The organism is Chryseobacterium sp. (assembly GCF_008014695.1).
Taxonomy (GTDB): domain Bacteria; phylum Bacteroidota; class Bacteroidia; order Flavobacteriales; family Weeksellaceae; genus Kaistella.
In genome coordinates this window covers 567,122-584,290 of sequence record NZ_VOXE01000001.1, presented here as the reverse complement: position 1 = coordinate 584,290, position 17,169 = coordinate 567,122, and the positions used below count along the sequence as shown (strand labels likewise).

General features: G+C 39.1%; 15 protein-coding genes and 1 tRNA gene. 13 read left to right on the top strand and 3 right to left on the bottom strand.

Annotation, left to right across the window (positions count from 1 at the left end):
• Positions 1–119 precede the first annotated feature (119 nt).
• From FUA25_RS02805 to FUA25_RS02780, 6 genes are read left to right on the top strand one after another with little or no spacing between them, the layout of a single operon-like run.
• Positions 120–590, top strand: coding sequence for a DinB family protein (locus tag FUA25_RS02805; protein WP_147755368.1), 471 nt, complete (start codon positions 120–122; stop codon positions 588–590).
• 39 nt (positions 591–629) lie between these two features.
• A complete protein-coding gene (gene rlmB, locus FUA25_RS02800) occupies positions 630–1,382 on the top strand; it encodes a 23S rRNA (guanosine(2251)-2'-O)-methyltransferase RlmB (protein ID WP_147755367.1) in 753 nt (250 codons plus the stop codon).
• 53 nt (positions 1,383–1,435) lie between these two features.
• A complete protein-coding gene (locus FUA25_RS02795; RefSeq protein ID WP_147755366.1) occupies positions 1,436–2,485 on the top strand; it encodes a DUF6263 family protein in 1,050 nt (349 codons plus the stop codon).
• Between the two features lie 30 nt (positions 2,486–2,515).
• The gene (locus FUA25_RS02790) at positions 2,516–2,749 is read left to right on the top strand and encodes a hypothetical protein (protein WP_147755365.1); all 234 of its coding nucleotides are present in this window, start codon (positions 2,516–2,518) and stop codon (positions 2,747–2,749) included.
• A gap of 47 nt (positions 2,750–2,796) precedes the next feature.
• Complete coding sequence (locus FUA25_RS02785; protein WP_147755364.1) at positions 2,797–5,373, top strand: YfhO family protein; 2,577 nt, start codon at positions 2,797–2,799, stop codon at positions 5,371–5,373.
• Positions 5,374–5,397: 24 nt separating this feature from the next.
• Positions 5,398–6,684 carry a glycosyltransferase family 4 protein gene (locus tag FUA25_RS02780; RefSeq protein WP_147755363.1) on the top strand — a complete coding sequence of 429 codons (1,287 nt, stop codon included), beginning with the start codon at positions 5,398–5,400 and terminating at the stop codon, positions 6,682–6,684.
• A 365-nt stretch (positions 6,685–7,049) separates the two neighbouring features.
• Here FUA25_RS02780 and FUA25_RS02775 read toward each other — a convergent pair whose 3' ends face one another.
• Positions 7,050–8,738 (bottom strand): glutamine--tRNA ligase/YqeY domain fusion protein, encoded by a 1,689-nt coding sequence (locus tag FUA25_RS02775; RefSeq protein ID WP_228411627.1) that lies wholly within the window; start codon positions 8,736–8,738, stop codon positions 7,050–7,052.
• Between the two features lie 151 nt (positions 8,739–8,889).
• Between FUA25_RS02775 and FUA25_RS02770 the strand changes: the two genes are divergently transcribed.
• Positions 8,890–9,639, top strand: a complete 750-nt coding sequence (locus tag FUA25_RS02770; RefSeq protein ID WP_147755362.1) for a DUF3575 domain-containing protein — start codon at positions 8,890–8,892, stop codon at positions 9,637–9,639.
• Here FUA25_RS02770 and menC read toward each other — a convergent pair.
• Both menC and fbp read right to left on the bottom strand, forming a co-directional pair.
• Positions 9,636–10,640 (bottom strand): o-succinylbenzoate synthase, encoded by a 1,005-nt coding sequence (gene menC, locus FUA25_RS02765; protein ID WP_147755361.1) that lies wholly within the window; start codon positions 10,638–10,640, stop codon positions 9,636–9,638. The genes FUA25_RS02770 and menC overlap by 4 nt on opposite strands.
• Entirely contained in the window at positions 10,641–11,657 is a 1,017-nt protein-coding gene (gene fbp, locus FUA25_RS02760) for a class 1 fructose-bisphosphatase (protein WP_147755360.1), read from the bottom strand.
• A gap of 207 nt (positions 11,658–11,864) precedes the next feature.
• Here fbp and FUA25_RS02755 point away from each other — a divergent pair, with 207 nt between their 5' ends.
• The 6 genes from FUA25_RS02755 (at position 11,865) to FUA25_RS02730 (ending at position 17,087) form a co-directional block, all read left to right on the top strand.
• Positions 11,865–13,103, top strand: a complete 1,239-nt coding sequence (locus tag FUA25_RS02755; protein WP_147755359.1) for an aspartate kinase — start codon at positions 11,865–11,867, stop codon at positions 13,101–13,103.
• A gap of 16 nt (positions 13,104–13,119) precedes the next feature.
• Positions 13,120–14,961 (top strand): lysophospholipid acyltransferase family protein, encoded by a 1,842-nt coding sequence (locus FUA25_RS02750; RefSeq protein WP_147755358.1) that lies wholly within the window; start codon positions 13,120–13,122, stop codon positions 14,959–14,961.
• An 85-nt stretch (positions 14,962–15,046) separates the two neighbouring features.
• Positions 15,047–15,119: transfer RNA gene (locus tag FUA25_RS02745), tRNA-Phe, on the top strand.
• Positions 15,120–15,445: 326 nt separating this feature from the next.
• Positions 15,446–15,868 carry a hypothetical protein gene (locus FUA25_RS02740; RefSeq protein WP_147755357.1) on the top strand — a complete coding sequence of 141 codons (423 nt, stop codon included), beginning with the start codon at positions 15,446–15,448 and terminating at the stop codon, positions 15,866–15,868.
• Positions 15,869–16,315: 447 nt separating this feature from the next.
• Positions 16,316–16,537, top strand: coding sequence for a hypothetical protein (locus FUA25_RS02735; RefSeq protein WP_147755356.1), 222 nt, complete (start codon positions 16,316–16,318; stop codon positions 16,535–16,537).
• 136 nt (positions 16,538–16,673) lie between these two features.
• A complete protein-coding gene (locus FUA25_RS02730) occupies positions 16,674–17,087 on the top strand; it encodes a DUF6157 family protein (protein ID WP_147755355.1) in 414 nt (137 codons plus the stop codon).
• Positions 17,088–17,169 lie beyond the last annotated feature (82 nt).

Sequence of the window (17,169 nt, the reverse complement as noted above, 5' to 3'; positions counted from 1 at the left end):
TATTGTATGCCTTAAAACTAAAAGTTTTCTTAAAATCTGCTGAAATACTTCATAACCTGCCGCAACAAATTGTGATGTTCAGTTAATTAACTTATTTTTGTCGATTAAAATTAGCTCAAATGAATTATCATTTTCAGGCGCACCGGCAGATCCGAAAAAACCTTCTGGAAATTCTTCAGAATACGTCCCATAAAGATTTGCTAAGCATTCCGGATGGTTTCAACAATAATATTTACTGGAATATTGCCCACACAGTGGCCACGCAGCAGTTGTTGTGTTATTACTTGAGCGGAAATCCTTTCCGCATAGATAAGTATTGGATTGAAACCTATAAAAAAGGGACCATGCCGAATCTGAACGTGCAGCAGTCGGAAGTTGACGACCTCGCTTTTCTGCTCACGGAAACTTCAAAAATTCTCATGAAGGATTATGACGCCGATTTTTTTTCAGATTACACCCCTTATACCACCAGTTTTGGGATGGATCTGAAGAGCATTCAGGATGCGATTATATTTAACAACATGCACGAAACCCTGCATTATGGTTACGCGTTGGCCCAGAAAAGAGCGATTCTGGGGGAAACTTTTTAAAAATGACAGCAAGTCAGAACAAATTATATTAAAGAAAAAATGACGGACAAAAAAGATGATTTTATATTTGGCCTCCGGCCGGTAATTGAAGCACTGGAAGCAGGAAAATCCATCGATAAAATCTTTATGCAGAATGCGCTGCAGGGAGATTTGTACTACGAACTGAAACAGCTTTTGGGGAAACATAAAATACGCCCTAATTACGTTCCTGTGGAAAAGCTGAACCGCTTTACCCGGAAAAACCATCAGGGGGTAGTTGCATTTATTTCTGATGTACCTTTTGAAAAAATCGAAGATATTCTGCCCCAGCTTTTTGAAGAAGGCAAAACGCCATTTCTTTTGATTCTTGACCGCCTGACGGATGTTCGGAATTTTGGAGCGATCTGCAGAACGGCAGAATGCGTCGGAGTTCATGCGGTAATTCTTCCGGAAAAAGGCTCCGCTCCGATTAATTCGGATGCCATTAAAACTTCTGCAGGAGCGATATACAATCTGAAAATCTGCAAGGAAAAAAATCTCGCACACGCTGTGGATTTTCTTCAGCAATCAGGAGTACAGGTTTTTGCAGCTACTGAAAAGGCTCAGAAATCGGTTTACGAAGTAGATTTTACCCAGCCCTGCGCTTTGGTGATGGGAAATGAAGAAACAGGCATTTCCAAGGAAGTAATGCATCATGCTGATGAAAAGATCAAACTCCCGATTGAGGGAAAAACACAGTCTTTGAATGTTTCTGTAGCATGTGGTGCCATACTTTATGAAGCCGTTCGCCAAAAAATAGCGCAGGAAATTTAAAATAAAAAACTAAAAACCAAATTCTACATAGCTTACAAGCCATCTTAAAATTTATGAAAAAAATTACAGCATTCGCCATACTTGCCATCACTTTAATCTCCTGCAATAAAGAGACAAAAACCATCACTAAGGTAGATCCTGCAACAGGAAAAACCATTAATGTCGAAGTTCCGGTGGAAAAATCTGAGGAAAATACAGCAGATAAAATGGCCATCAGAGATTCATCCGGAGTGTATATACAGTCTTTTAATCTGGAAGTTGGTAAAACTTATCCTTTAACCACTTATCAGCGCGATGTTCAGACCGTTACTTCACCAACCGGTGAATCACAAAGCGGAACGAGTGAATCGACTGATGAAATGTCTTTTCTCGTGAATGGTTATGATAAAGGAGTTTATGATATTACAATTAATCTGATCGGCAAAAGAAGTTCCCAGACTTCCGGAGGAAAAACGATGGTGGTTGATACCAAGCAGTCCGCTCCGAAAGATGACAACATGAAAATGATGTGGACCATCAACAAAGCTTTGGTAGGTAACAAACTGAAGATGAAAATGCAGGAAAACGGAAAAATCCTTTCAATTACCGGATTTGAACCAATTTATACGAAAGTTGCCGCTTCATCAGCAACTTTTATTAAGGATGCTGCTGCGAAAGCAGATTTTCTGAAAAGCTTTAAAAACAGTTTCGGGGAAAAGTCAATGAGTGAACAGTTTACAAAAAATCTAATGCTCATTCCGGAGAAGGGGGTAAAACTTGGAGAGAAATGGACCCACACAGAAAATGCAACACCGGACGGAAAAGTAAAACTGACCACTACCTATGCTTTAAAAAGCGTTGGAGATGGTAAAGCAGTTATCACCGTAAATGGAGGGATTCCATACAAATCTGAGAAAAGAACACAGGAAGGCATTACCAGAAGCATGAGTTCAGAACTTACGCAGACCGGCACAGTAACGCTGGACCAACAATCCGGCTGGATCACCAACCAGAACATTAACGTAAAGACTTCGCAGGTTGAAACACTTTCAGACGGCAAACAGACCAAAAACATGAAATCGGTTTCCAATTCAACGGTAATGGTGAATCCTGCGTCAAAATAAATTTTAAACATTTTAAATATTTCTGAAATCATGAAATATCTATTGGAGTTAATTCTCGCAACCGTAATTATATTTTTTGTATGGAACATCCTGAAAAGGATTTTTCTGACCAGATTTTACAGGAATTTCCCTTCTGCTTTCAATCAGAAAAAAGAACCAGATAATTCCAGAGAAGCCGACAAAAAGGTCAGCCAAAAGGTAAAATGGGATGCCGAAACGGTAGACTACGAGGAAATTAAAGAAAATAACGATTACAAAAAGTAGAAAATCCTTTCCGGAAGCTCATCAAAGTTTCAGCAATCAATTATAATATGGCAAAAAACAGAAAATTAATATTCATCATTGCAAGCCTCATCGCTTTCGTGGTGCTGGCTTTGGTATATGCGAATCCTGTATTATCAGGGAAACAGCTGTTTCAGCACGATATTGTGCAGTACAAAGGCGGCGCAAAAGAGTTGTTGGATTACCGGGCGCAGAACGGTAAAGAAACCTATTGGAGCGATTCCATGTTCGGCGGGATGCCGACTTACCAGATGGGCGCGCAGTTTCGCGGCGATTTTGTGAAAACAATCGATGATGTCCTGAATTTTTTACCGAAACCTGCCAATTATATTTTTCTACTTTTCTCCGGATTTTTTCTGCTCGGAATGGTGGTCGTGAGGAACTGGAAGTATGCACTTTTGGGGGCAACTTTTTTTGGACTCTCCACCTATTTTTATATTGCGCTCGCCGCCGGGCATAACGGAAAAATCCATACAGTGGCATATTTTGCGCCGCTTCTGGCCGGAATTCTGCTCGTATATATCCGGAAAAAATATATTGTTGGGTTTATTGTGACTGCTCTATCTATGGGGCTTCAGATTGCAGCGAATCACCCGCAGATGACCTATTACCTTTTTATTGCACTTGGATTTCTATTTATTTCTGAACTCATCCGTGCTTTTCAGGGGAAAACCGGCTGGAAACATTTTGGAATTTCTACCGGATTGCTGGCTTTCGCGTTTGTTTTGGGAATTGGAATGAACGCTCAGCGGATTTTGGCCAATTCTGAATATATTACAGAAACAGTGCGTGGCAAACAGATCCTTGATAACGAAGTGAATTCTTCGGGAGAATCCGGAATGGACAAAGAAAGCATGCTGATGTGGAGTTACGGCAAACTTGAAACCCTGAATTTGTTTATTCCAAGGTTAATGGGAGGCTCAAGCAACGAAGAAGGTTCCGAAGAAATGATGGGCCAGGTTCAGGAAATGGTGCAGAGCAATGTTTCGTCACAGCAGGAAATGGATAGAATTTCACAGGGTTTTGGATCTTTGACGTATTGGGGCGAACAGCCCGGAACTTCGGGTCCTGCTTATCAGGGTGCTGTGGTGTGCTTTCTGGCCATTTTAGGATTTTTCTTCGCGTGGAAAAAATACCGGTACTGGATTTTGGGAGCATCTATTCTCACCGTTTTTTTGGCGTGGGGAAGCAACCTGATGTTCGTCTCGGATCTTTTCATCGATTTTGTTCCTTTTTATAATAAATTCCGTGCGCCAAGTTCGATTCTGGTCGTGGTAGAATTGCTGTTCCCGCTCATCGCAATCATCGGTCTTTATCGGTTTTTTAATTCCGCCGAAAAAACGGAGACTTCTGCTGAGAACATCTTAACCGAAGAAAACAAAAAGAAAATCCTTATTTATGTGAGCGCTGCAGTTCTCGGAATCACCGTTTTGCTGTTGCTTTTCGGAAAAGCTATTTTGGGTTTCCATACCGCCAACGAAAAAACATACCTTCCCCCCTATCTTCTCGAGTTTTTGGTAGATGAAAGATTCGCGATGTTCCGTGCAGATGCGCTCAAAGCCATTCTTTATGTAGCAATCACTGCTGGAGTGTTATATTTTACTTTAAAGAAGAAACTCAGCCAGAATATCGCTTTAATAATTATTGGTCTTGTAAGTCTGCTGGATTTATGGAGCGTGAACAAAAGATATCTGAACAACGATAATTTCATCGATAAAACTTTTACCGAAAATCCTTTTCAGACTGAAAATTCAGATCTGCTCATGCAGAAAGTAGGCGATAACGCCAATCTGCAATCGCTTCTGGCCAATGCGAATGTAAACAAAACTCTGGAAACGATTGCTGAAAAAGACAAAAACCATTATCGGATTTACAACCAGACACTTGGAACTTTTAGCGAGACCAATACTTCCTATTTCAAGTCCTCAATCGGAGGCTATCATGCAGTGAAACTTCGACGTTACGATGATCTCATCAATCAGTATTTCAACAAGATGGATACCGTAAAGATCCCACGGATCCTGAACCTGCTGAACACGAAATACATGATTTTCGGAGAAGCTCAGAATCCGCAGGTGGTTATTAATCCTAAAACGAACGGAAATGCATGGTTTGTTTCTGACGTGAAGTTTGTAAAATCTCCAAACGAAGAAATACAGCTCATTGGTGAACTGAACACGAAAAAAACAGCGGTTGTTTCCGATGACGATAGAAAATATTTCGAAGGAAAAAATTTAGCGCCCGATTCAACTGCATTTTTAAAACTGACCAAATACGAGGCAAATAAACTGGAGTTTAGAACCCAGTCGAAAACACCACAATTGGCTGTCTTCTCAGAAATTTACTATCCGAAAGGATGGAAAATTTTTGTTGATGAAAAGGAAGTGCCATACATCAAAGCTGATTATCTCTTGAGAGCCGTACATGTTCCAGCAGGAACGCATAATGTGAAAATGGTTTTTGAACCTGCAGTAATCCAAACTGGTAAAATAATTTCGATGATCTGCTTTGGCGTGTTTGTGCTGCTTTCTGCGTTTGGGATTTATATGCTTTACCGAAGAAAGGAGAAAAACATTTCCGAAAAACTTTCAATGTTGGAAGACTGAAAAATCTTCTTCAGCGTTTAAGATATGGAAAACAAAAAAATCTTAATCATCACCTATTACTGGCCTCCTGCAGGCGGTCCCGGTGTTCAGCGTTGGTTAAAATTTGTAAAGTACCTGCCAGAATTCGGCTGGAAACCCACTGTTTTCATTCCGGAAAACCCAAGCTATCCGATCATTGATGAAACTTTGGAAAAAGACGTCCCGAAGAATCTGGAAATTATAAAAACGAAGATTTGGGAGCCATACCAGCTTGCAGAATGGTTCGGAAAGGACAATAAAAAATTCAAAGCCGGACAGTTTGATGTCGGCGGAAACCAGTCCTGGAAATCAAAAATTTCAGTCTGGATCCGCGGTAATTTTTTTATTCCGGATGCCCGTGTTTTCTGGGTAAAACCTTCCGTTACATTTTTGAAAAAGTATCTAAAGGAAAATCATTTTGATGCGTTTGTCACGACAGGTCCCCCGCATTCCATGCACCTGATTGGTCTGGAACTGAAGAAAGAATTCCCGGAACTTAAATGGATTGCAGATTTTCGCGATCCATGGACCGAAATTTCCTATTACCAGCACCTTAAACTGACCAAATCTGCCGACCGTAAGCACCGCAGTCTGGAACAGAAAGTATTTGAGAAAGCCGATATCACTTTGGCAACCAGTTATACCGACGCCGAGAATTTCCGGAAAAAAGGAGCGAATGCAGTGTGTATCACAAATGGTTATGATGTTTTTCCTGAACAGACCATTAAATCCGAAGATTCCGGAGAAAAATTTGTTCTGAGTTATATTGGCGTGCTGGAACAGCTGCGAAATCCTGAAATTTTATGGAAAGTTCTTGGGGAAATGGTTCAGGAAAACACAGATTTCAAGAATGATTTTGAACTGCGGTTCGTTGGAAAAATTGACAGTAAAATTTTAGAAAAAATTGACAGTTCAGCGCTCAGAAATTCTGTAAGAAATCTGGGATATCTTTCGCATTCTGAAGCTAATTTACAGATGCAGGCTTCTGATGTACTCATGATGACCAATTTCCCGAATGAAAGTTCAAAGGGTATTATTCCTGGCAAAATTTTTGAATACCTGGCCTCCGGAAAAGAGATCATTTCTTTCGGTCCCAAAGACAGCGATGTTAAGAAAATTCTTATGGAAACTCACGCTGGTCAACATTTCTCATATGACGATTCCTCAATGTTAAAGGCTTTTATCTTGGAAAAATACAATGACTGGAAATTCGGAAAATTGAATGTTGATACGCGTGATATTGTACAGTTCTCCAGAAAAAATTTAACGCAGAAGTTTTCTCAGATTCTGTAAAGGCCTATATATTAGTTTTTTTAATATTTTTCTAAAAAAGATACAACTGTAGCATAAAACTTTTCTAATAAATTATGTAAGACTGTCTTGATGCACATTTTGTAATGATTTTAGAAAACTGATTGACTAGGTTTAAAAGATCATTTAAAAATATTTAAGACTTATGTAATATTAATATCAAATTATCATTGTATATTTGAACAATTAATAATTACGATTATGAAAAAATTACTACAGAATTACAAAATCCACTACAGAAGGTGGGTATTGAAACTTAAGGAAACAATTTTCGTTAACGGTAATGTGTAAACAACTAAAAAGCCTTTCAGTTAAAACTGAAAGGCTTCTATTTTCTGGGAATTTATTTACTCCGGTTTGTAACCGTCTTTTAAAGTAACGGTTCTGTTAAAGACAGTTTTCTCACCAGATGAATCCCTGTCTTGCGTGAAATATCCGATGCGCTGAAACTGATAGTGCTTCCCGATTTCTGCATTTTTCAGACTTGGTTCGGCAAAACCCTGAACTGTTTTTAAGGATTCCGGATTAATGAAGTCCATAAAATCCGTCTCTTTTTCCGCATCCGGCTGCGGAGTGGTAAAGAGCCTGTCGTAGATTCTGATTTCAATGGGGAGCGCATGTTTTGCCGACACCCAATGCAAAGTTCCTTTTACCTTTCTTAAACTTTCTTCCGTTCCACTTCCGGATTTGCTTTTCGGGTCATAAGAAGCGTAAATGGTAGTGATTTCCCCGTTTTCATCTTTATCCACACGTTCTGCTTTAATGATGTAAGCGGATTTGAGACGTACTTCACCGCCCAGTTTTAGGCGGAAAAACTTTTTATCGGCCTCTTCCTTAAAGTCTTCTCTTTCAATATAAAGTTCTCTGGAAAACGGAACTTCTCTGGTACCTGCATTTTCATCTTCTGGATTGTTCTCCGTTTCCAGCCATTCTTCGACATCAACAGGATAATTTTCAATGATAAGTTTCACCGGATCCACAACCGCCATGACGCGGGTCGAAATTTTATTCAGATCTTCTCTCACAAAAAATTCAAGCAGCTGAATGTCGATAAGATTTTCTCTTTTGGCAACTCCTACTCTTTCAATGAATTTTTTGATGGCCGTTGGGGTAAATCCCAATCTCCGCATTCCTGAAATTGTAGGCATTCTTGGGTCATCCCAGCCTGAAACGGCGTTTTCAGCAACAAGACGCTGAAGTTTTCGCTTGGAAGTAATCATGTAAGAAACATTCATCCTTGCAAATTCTCTCTGTTTGTTTCTCACCGTATTTTCTTCGTACACCTGGTCCAGATACCAATCGTACAGCGGACGGTGATTTTCGAACTCTAAGGAACACAAAGAATGTGAAATCTGTTCAATGTAATCCGACTCACCGTGGGCCCAGTCGTACATTGGATAAATTTTCCATTTTTCGCCGGTACGGTGATGCGGTCTTTTCAGAATTCTGTACATCACGGGATCGCGCATATTCATATTCGGCGATTTCATATCGATTTTTGCACGGAGCGACATCGCGCCCTCATCGAAAGCACCGTTTTTCATTTTTTCAAAAAGTTCCAGACTTTCGGCCACCGGACGGCTCCGGAAAGGAGAATCAATTCCGTCTTCAAAAGGATTTTTTCTTTGAGCGGTTATTTCTTCAGAAGGCTGCTCATCTACATACGCTTTTCCATCTTTGATCATCTGAACAGCCCACTCGTAAAGGCGGTCGAAATAATCTGAAGCATAAAGTTCCTGATCGTATTTAAATCCGAGCCAATCGATATCTGCTTTAATGGAGTCTACAAATTCCTGTTCTTCTTTTTCGGGATTGGTATCGTCGAAACGCAGATTCACTGGAGCACCGTATTTTTCTCCCAAACCGAAATTGATGCAGATGGCTTTCGTATGACCCACGTGCAGATAACCGTTTGGTTCCGGTGGAAAACGGAAACGCAGTTTGGCTGGATCCAAACCGTTTGCTAAGTCGTCTTCTATTATTTGCTCAATAAAATTGAGGGATTTTTTTTCTTCTTCTTCCATGGAATTGTTCATTGTAGCGCAAATTTACGGATTCTCAGGGAAAAGAAAAATTCGAAAGAACGATTAGGATTAATAATTTAAATCAGATTGAACGGATCCTCTAAATATAATGTAAAGCTTAAGAGTTTTTTGTTTAATTTTATCTGAACAAAAAAACTATACCATGAAAAAATTAATTCTATTTGCAGTGTTGCTGTTTTCTCAGCACGGTTTTGCTCAGGATTCCGCAACTGTAGAAGTAAAACAAGTCTCCAACATCATCAAAACCAATGTGGCCGGTTACTTCATGAGAAATTACAATCTTACTTATGAAAGAATCATCAGCAAAAGAATCTCAATTGCAGGCGGTTTCGGAATTATAGGAAACGGCAAAATCCCATTTGAATCATCGTTTAATAACAACGATGCCCTCATTTCTGCAGATGCCGAAATTAAAGGGAGTAATTTCACTATTGAACCCCGAATCTATCTTGGAAAAGGCTTCGGACAAGGATTTTATCTGGCACCATATTTTCGTTATTCTACCTTCGAAGTTAACAATATTGTGTATGATTTCAGAGGGACTTACAGTGGGTTCGCTTACGACTTTCCGCTTAATTTTTCCGGAAAAGTTTCGGGTGCCAGCGGCGGTTTAATGATTGGCGCGCAGTGGTTTTTGGGAAATTCCAAGAAATGGGTTCTGGATGCATGGTTTGTCGGTGCACATTACGGAAAAGGCAGCGGCACCGTTTCAGGAAGAACTAATGAAACCCTGACTCCGGAAATGCAGGCAGAATTGAAAAAGAACCTGGACGATCTTGACATTCCGCTTGTAAAATACACGACAACCGTAAATGAACACGGTGCCGATGCAGTTTTAGACGGCCCATGGGCAGGAATCAGAAGTGGAATTTCAATCGGATATCGATTTTAAACCTTAAATCTGAGTTGGTCCCCGCTAAGCTCGAGCGCACTTTCAAAATTATTGGTGAAAAGCCCCCCAGTCCCCAATCCCTGCGGAATTGTGGGGTTTTTTGTAAAAGCATATTGTGCAATGGCATTCAGACCGATATTGCTTTCGAGTGCGGATGTCATCCACCACCCGATTCCTGAATATTCGGCATACGAAATCCATTCATCAGACCCCAAAAAGCCACCAATTAATGAAGGTTTCAGAATGATGTACTGTGGTTGTAATTTGGCTAAAAGTTTCTGTTTTTCTTCAGGTTCCAGAATCCCTATGAGTTCTTCGTCCAAAGCGATGGGAGTTAGAGTTTCTTCACAAAGTTCAGCCATCTGGTCCAGATTTCCCGCTTTGATGGGCTGTTCAATCGAATGAATCTTCAGTTCAGAAAGTTCTTTCAGGACTTTTTTTGCTTCATTAAAATCAAAACCGCCGTTCGCATCTACCCGAATTTCAAGCTGCTCTTCCGGGAATTTTTCACGGAGATTTTTCAGAATTTCTTTTTCAGATTTCCAGTCGGTGCCGATCTTTAATTTAATGCAGTCGAAACCGTCTTTCAGTTTTTCTTCAATCTGTTTCTGCATGAATGATGCGTCGCCCATCCAGATCAGTCCGTTGATTTTGAGCCTCGCTTTTCCTTTGGTAAATGAGCTCGGAAAATACAAACAATCCCCGTTTTTTAAATTCAACAAAGCCTGTTCGTATCCGAACCAAATGGAAGGAAAAGCGCTTAATTTAGAACTTAAAAATGCGGGATTTTCATTGATGTTTTCGCAGAGCCATTTCAGTTTGGATTCATATTCAGGAACATCATCACAACTCAAACCGCGGAAAAGGGCACATTCACCGACGCCTTTTTTTCCGTTTTCGAAAATTTCCAGAATGAAAGTCTCCTTCGTATGCAGAATTCCACGCGAAGTGCCGCCCGGCTGTTTAAAATTAAGGATATAGGAAGAAAACTTCGCCGTCATTTAGGCATCTTTTGCATTTTGCATAAACTCCTCTGCTTTTTCGACCATTTTTGAACTTCCACAGAAGAAAGGTACTCTCTGATGCAGTTCAGTCGGCTGAATTTCCAGAATCCGGTTGAAACCATCGCTGCATTTCCCTCCCGCCTGTTCTGCCAGAAATGCCATTGGGTTGCATTCATAAAGCAAACGCAGTTTTCCGTTGGGTGACTGGGAAGTGGATGGATAGATGTAAATCCCACCTTTGATCATATTTCTGTGAAAATCCGACACCAAACTTCCGATATAACGGGAGGTATAAGGGCGATCATCCTCTTCCTGCTGACAGTATTTGATATAATCTTTTACTCCCTGCGGAAATTTAATATAATTTCCTTCATTGATGGAGTAAATTTTGCCTGTTTCTGAAAACTGCATCCGTGGATGTGAAAGATAATAGGTTCCGAGACTTGGATCGAGCGTAAAACCGTTCACTCCGTTTCCGGTAGTATAAACAATCATGGTCGATGAACCGTATACTACATAACCGGCAGCTGCCTGGTTGACGCCTTTCTGTAAAAAATCTTCTAAAGTTACGGGAGTTCCCGGTTCGGTTACACGGCGGTAAATGGAGAAAATGGTTCCGACAGACACATTCACATCAATATTTGAGGATCCATCCAATGGATCGATCAATACCACATATTTGCTTAAATGAGCGTTTGACCCGGCCTTTATTTCAATAAAATCGTCGGTCTCTTCTGAGGCAATTCCGCACACCACTTCTCTCTGAGAAAGGGCCTCAATAAAAATTTCATTGGCCAGAACGTCTAGTTTCTGCTGCTCTTCTCCCTGTATGTTATCGCCGCCTACTTTTCCGATGATGTTGGCGATTCCGGCTTTGTTCACCTCGCGGTTCACGACTTTCGAAGCCAAGCGAATGGCACTTAAAAGCCTCGAAAATTCTCCCGTAGAATACTGGAAATCGTCCTGCTTATCGATAATAAATTCACCAAGGGTCTGAAAAGATTGTTCTGACATCTGTTTATTTTTATGTTTTTTCAAATTTCGTAAAAATTCTTTCAATTATACCGTTTTTGTACAAATTTTTGATCAAAAAAGGGTATAAATATCCCATTAGAAAATCATTCCTTTTTTTTCTCGAACTAAATCAATAATTTTGAAGATTGGTTGAAGAATTAAAACAGGTGGAATTGTAATTTATACTATTGATTTTGAAATATTTAGATGAAGGTTTTTAAGTTTGGAGGTGCATCAGTAAAAGATGCGGAAGGTATAAAAAATGTCGGTCGGGTTTTGGAATCTCAGGGTTTTGAAAACTGCATGCTCGTGGTTTCCGCTATGGGAAAGACGACCAATGCTCTGGAAAAAGTAGTGGAACTATATTTCGGCAAAGAAGATTTCCAACATGAAATTACAAATGTTAAACAGAATCACTTCGATATTGCGGACGGTCTTTTTTCTGAAAAACACCCTGTATTTGAAGAAATTAAACTGATTTTCGACGAAATTTCCTCGTTTTTGAGCAGAAATAAATCGCCCAATTATGATTTTGTCTACGATCAGGTGGTGAGCTGTGGCGAAATCATCTCTTCTAAAATACTCAGTGCCTATCTCAATCAAATTAATTTTCTCAACCAATGGATGGATGCACGGGATTTCCTCAAAACTGATGATTCTTACCGCGATGGAAATGTGAATTGGGAAAAAACAGAAAAATACATTTCAAATTTTCAGCGAAATATCTGTTATGTGACCCAGGGATTCATTGGTTCCGACGAAAATAATTTTACGGTGACTTTAGGAAGAGAGGGTTCAGATTATTCTGCAGCGGTGTTTGCCTATTGTCTGAATGCTGAAGCCATGACGATCTGGAAAGACGTTCCCGGCGTGATGACCGCCGACCCACGGAAATTTAAAGACGTTTCCCTTCTTTCCAACATTTCTTACGAAGAAGCTATTGAAATGGCATATTACGGAGCTTCTGTCATTCATCCGAAAACGCTGCAGCCTTTACAACAGAAAAACATTCCATTCTTTGTAAAATCATTTCTCGAACCCGAAAAAAACGGAACAAAAGTGGGAATGACTGACCAAAATGAATATACTGAATCCTATATTCTAAAGGAAAATCAGGTGCTGATCCGCATTGCGACGCGCGATTTTTCCTTTATTGCTGAAGACCATTTGAGTCTCATTTTTCTGCTTTTGGCAAAGTATAAAATCAAGATTTCACTCATGCAGAATTCTGCCATTTCGCTCGCGCTGTGTGTGGAAGACAAGTTCAACAATATAGAATTGCTCAAGGCCGAACTCAATAAACAGTTCAATATTGAATTTGTTAAAGGAGTTTCCCTTTTTACGGTGAGAAATGCAGACCTTAGCGACTTGAATAAATTTTACCAGGACAAAAAAATACTGCTCGAACAGATTTCGAAACAGACCATACAGATGGTCACCCACTGATAACCAAACTGACAACATGAGCCTTATTACCAAAAACGATCTGATTAGAGCATCCGGTTTAAGCAAACTGGGATTTCTTAAAAATCCCCTTGCCGCCGCCGCTATGCGTTTGACGAAAATTGATGAAGTGAATAAACTGTATGATAAACTCAAGGAAAAATCGGGTAAAGACTTTTTTGATTCCTTTGTTCGGGAAAGAGATTTAAAATATATCGTTTTTAAGGAAGATCTTGCAAAAATTCCAAAAAAAGGGCCGTTCATTCTGGTTTCCAATCATCCTTTAGGGGCCATTGACGGCATTTTAATGTGTAAAATTCTCACTGAAATCCGTCCGGATTTTAAGGTAATGGGAAATTTCCTGCTGGAGAAAATCAAACCGATGGAACCTTTTGTGATTCCCGTAAATCCTTTTGAAAACAGAAAAGAAGTCCGAAACAGCGCCACCGGAATGCGCGCGACACTACAGCACTTAAAGGAAGGCGGCTGCGTAGGTATTTTTCCGGCTGGCGAAGTTTCAAATAAAAATAATGAATTCAGTGAGATTTTGGACAAAACCTGGGAAAAACCGGCGCTGAAACTCATTAAAATGGCAAAAGTTCCCGTTGTTCCGATGTATTTCCACGCAAAGAACAGCAATATATTCTACCGTATTTCCAAACTGCACGCAGATCTTCAAACCATGATGCTTCCGGCGGAAATGATGCACAAGCGTGAGAAACCCATCCGCATACGGATTGGAAAACCGGTACCGGTAAAAACAATGGACGATCATGAATCCGTGGAAGAACTTGGCGAATTTCTTCAGAATAAGATTTACATGCTTAAATCCTATTACGAGAAAAGAAAGTCGATTGCCGAACAGCTCAAACTGCCGAATCTAAAACTCAATTTTCCGCTCCTGAAGGAAGAAAATGTCGTGCAGAATATCATCGATGAAACACCGCAGGAAGACCTGATCCGGGAGATTGAAAAGTTGCATAAAAGCGAAAAAATGCTTTTCCAGAACGGGAGCTATGAAGTATTTTTTGTGGCCTACGATGAAATCCCGTCTATCATGCGCGAGATCGGGAGACAGCGCGAACTGACTTTCCGCGCCATTGGCGAAGGCAGCAACCTGCCCTTTGATCTCGATGAATATGACAAACATTATCACCATCTTTTTCTTTGGGACAGTGCAGCAAAAAGACTCGTAGGGGCCTACAGAATGGCGCTTGGAAGTGAAGTCATGAAAAAGTACGGAATTGAAGGATTCTACATCAGTTCTCTGTTTGAATTTGATCCCGAACTTCAGCCTTTTTTCAGAAAAGTGATTGAAATGGGTAGAGCCTACGTTTCGCAGGAGTATCAGCAGAAACCCTTGCCGCTTTTCCTGCTTTGGCGAGGCATAGTGCATGTCTGTCTGCGGAATCCGGAGCACAAGTTCCTCATGGGCGGCGTGAGTATTTCCGATAAATTTTCAGCATTTTCCAAATCTCTGATGATTGAGTTTATGCGTTCCCATTATTACGACTCAGCCGTAGCGCAGTACATTCATCCTAAAAAAGAGTTCAAAGTAAAACTGAAAGACCGCGATAAAAACCTGTTTTTTGATGAAGTGGAATCGGATCTCAATAAACTCGACAAAATAATCGATGATCTGGAACCCGAAATGAGACTTCCTGTTCTGATCAAGAAATACATCAAGCAAAACGCGAAGGTGATTTCATTTAATGTGGATCCAAATTTCAATGATGCCATCGATGGGCTTATGTATATCCGCATCAGCGAACTTCCGGAAAGCACCATTAAACCTGTTTTGGAGGAGATGAGCGAACACATCCGTCGCGAACAGGAAAACAATCCGTCTGAGAATCAATAGTTTTTGTAAAAATCATAAAATAGTTCGCTGAAAATTTGTGTCATAAGCCTAAAGTTTATACTTTTGCCCCACAACAAAACGAAAAGGTTTCTTAGCTCAGTTGGTAGAGCAATGGATTGAAAATCCATGTGTCCCTGGTTCGATTCCTGGAGAAACCACAACTAACAGTTGTAAAGCCCCTTTTTAAGGGGCTTTTTTAATATCTTTATCCCTACTCTCGATTTTGTGCTCAATCTTTCTCGAAAACCCTGCTGTATTGACTTTGTTCTACTTTTTACATTCATGAGAATTCTTTTTAGAATGATTTTGTGAGTATAATATTACATCAGTTATTTTACTATTTCATTCCTGTTTTGCCTTTGTCTAAAGAGTATCGAAAAGTTTCCATTTTCGTTAATCTCCAAATTCCACAAAATCCCACCAAATATTTTTACCTTAGTCCCTCCCAAAGTCTTATATGTCAAAATAAATATAATCCTTAGATATGAAACTTTATTATACTATTTGGGTTGATTGTATTTTGCGTATTAAATCGCAGTCTCAGAATAGGGAAAACTGGAAATTTCTCTCAATATTGTTTATGGGAATTGCGATGAGTTTAAACTTCATTGTTATTTCTATTTTTTTAAGTGATTTAAACATGATAGATAAAATATTTATCGTTAAGATTAATTTTTTTATTGAAAACAGTAAATTGAATTCAATTTTAGGTTTTATTATGTCTTATTTTTTACCTGCCCTTTTACTAAATTATTCTTTAGTTTTCTACAATAGGAAATATGAGCGTTTAATAGAAAAATATAAATATCATAATGGAAGATATATTGGTACATATTTACTTATATCATTTTTAAGTTTACCTATTTATGCATTAACTGCATTTTTATTATTAAAGCTAATTAAATGAATTTGTATAAAATTTGGACTGATGTTATATTTAGATTGCGCTCGCAACCTCAAAACAAGAGTATGTGGAAATTTTATAGCATAATGTTTATGGGAGTGGCAATCTCTATTAATTTTATCACTTTAATGGCAATACTTCAAAGAAATATACTGCATAAAAATATTTCTCAATATATGTTCCTATTAAAAACGTAAAAGCAATGAAATTAAAAAAATATATACTTAATATTTTCTCTTCTAATATTTTTCAGTTGCGTAACTAATAAAGATCATCTCATTGAGAAGGTAATTATTTTTAAGCAAGTTGATGAATCTACTGATGAAATGGATTTTAAGATAGCTCGATTTTGGCAAATGAATTTTGAAGATAAAACTTTTATTACGCAAGACTTTAGTTCTCCCAGCTTTGATAGGATCGTAGATTCAGTCAGAATTTTAAAATATGTAAATGAAGTTTGACGACTATGTTCAATATGCATTCGTAAAATATAAAACCATTAATCTTAATGACACCGTTTATTTCGACGGGCGTTCAAAATGGTGGATAATAAAAGAAGGAAATGTTGAACAGTATCATGATGAGAAAGAAAAAATGAAGTTTAAACTACAGTACTTTTATCCTATTTTCAGGGACTGTATGCCTATCTCTGACCCAAATTTATCAAAATAATTAGATGCTGAGGAAATTGGCGTGAGCCATTTTTATAGAATTTAAAGGAATTTCTCGACAACATAATTGTCTTGGGCACTTTTTTTATTTAAAAAATCCCATAAATTCACACCCTCATAACCATTAAAACCTAAAAATGAAAACCCATACCACGAATTATAAAGACACTTTTATCGAAATTGCAGAAGACTGTCCCGTTTCAGAAAGTGAAATTCCGCCGATGAAACGAAACAGAACGCTGGCTGAAATTCAGTACGACATGATTTCCAAAAATCCTTATCGGTTTTCTTCTGATGATGTGATGTTTGAATGCTATGTTCAGAAAAACGACATTACTGAAACTGAAAAAACCGAAGCCAGAAAACAGTTCTTTTCAAAAGGCCAGGCCTGTTTCCGGTCTTCCGCTCTTGGCAAACGTTACGGTTTCGGCGTTCACAGCAATTCTGATGGGAAAGTCGCACTCTATCCGGTAGAAAGCGAAGAGTACCAGAAATTTGTTGAAGATCCGGAAGTTAAAAAAGTAAAGGCAATGCGGACTAAAAAAGGCTGATCTATTTGTTTTTTCTATGATACTGAATGACGGAAATTAGCCTGATTTCTGATTTTTTCAAGTAAATTTACATTCAATTGAA

What these genes read in the sequence shown, in the direction of transcription:
- FUA25_RS02780 (WP_147755363.1), top strand. Translation starts at nt 5,398, where the DNA reads ATGGAAAACAAAAAAATCTTAATCATCACCTATTACTGGCCTCCTGCA.
- FUA25_RS02785 (WP_147755364.1), top strand. Translation starts at nt 2,797, where the DNA reads ATGGCAAAAAACAGAAAATTAATATTCATCATTGCAAGCCTCATCGCT.
- FUA25_RS02770 (WP_147755362.1), top strand. Translation starts at nt 8,890, where the DNA reads ATGAAAAAATTAATTCTATTTGCAGTGTTGCTGTTTTCTCAGCACGGT.
- FUA25_RS02740 (WP_147755357.1), top strand. Translation starts at nt 15,446, where the DNA reads ATGAAACTTTATTATACTATTTGGGTTGATTGTATTTTGCGTATTAAA.
- FUA25_RS02755 (WP_147755359.1), top strand. Translation starts at nt 11,865, where the DNA reads ATGAAGGTTTTTAAGTTTGGAGGTGCATCAGTAAAAGATGCGGAAGGT.
- FUA25_RS02795 (WP_147755366.1), top strand. Translation starts at nt 1,436, where the DNA reads ATGAAAAAAATTACAGCATTCGCCATACTTGCCATCACTTTAATCTCC.
- FUA25_RS02750 (WP_147755358.1), top strand. Translation starts at nt 13,120, where the DNA reads ATGAGCCTTATTACCAAAAACGATCTGATTAGAGCATCCGGTTTAAGC.
- FUA25_RS02775 (WP_228411627.1), bottom strand. Translation starts at nt 8,738, where the DNA reads ATGAACAATTCCATGGAAGAAGAAGAAAAAAAATCCCTCAATTTTATT.
- fbp (WP_147755360.1), bottom strand. Translation starts at nt 11,657, where the DNA reads ATGTCAGAACAATCTTTTCAGACCCTTGGTGAATTTATTATCGATAAG.
- FUA25_RS02730 (WP_147755355.1), top strand. Translation starts at nt 16,674, where the DNA reads ATGAAAACCCATACCACGAATTATAAAGACACTTTTATCGAAATTGCA.
- FUA25_RS02805 (WP_147755368.1), top strand. Translation starts at nt 120, where the DNA reads ATGAATTATCATTTTCAGGCGCACCGGCAGATCCGAAAAAACCTTCTG.
- rlmB (WP_147755367.1), top strand. Translation starts at nt 630, where the DNA reads ATGACGGACAAAAAAGATGATTTTATATTTGGCCTCCGGCCGGTAATT.
- FUA25_RS02735 (WP_147755356.1), top strand. Translation starts at nt 16,316, where the DNA reads ATGAAGTTTGACGACTATGTTCAATATGCATTCGTAAAATATAAAACC.
- FUA25_RS02790 (WP_147755365.1), top strand. Translation starts at nt 2,516, where the DNA reads ATGAAATATCTATTGGAGTTAATTCTCGCAACCGTAATTATATTTTTT.
- menC (WP_147755361.1), bottom strand. Translation starts at nt 10,640, where the DNA reads ATGACGGCGAAGTTTTCTTCCTATATCCTTAATTTTAAACAGCCGGGC.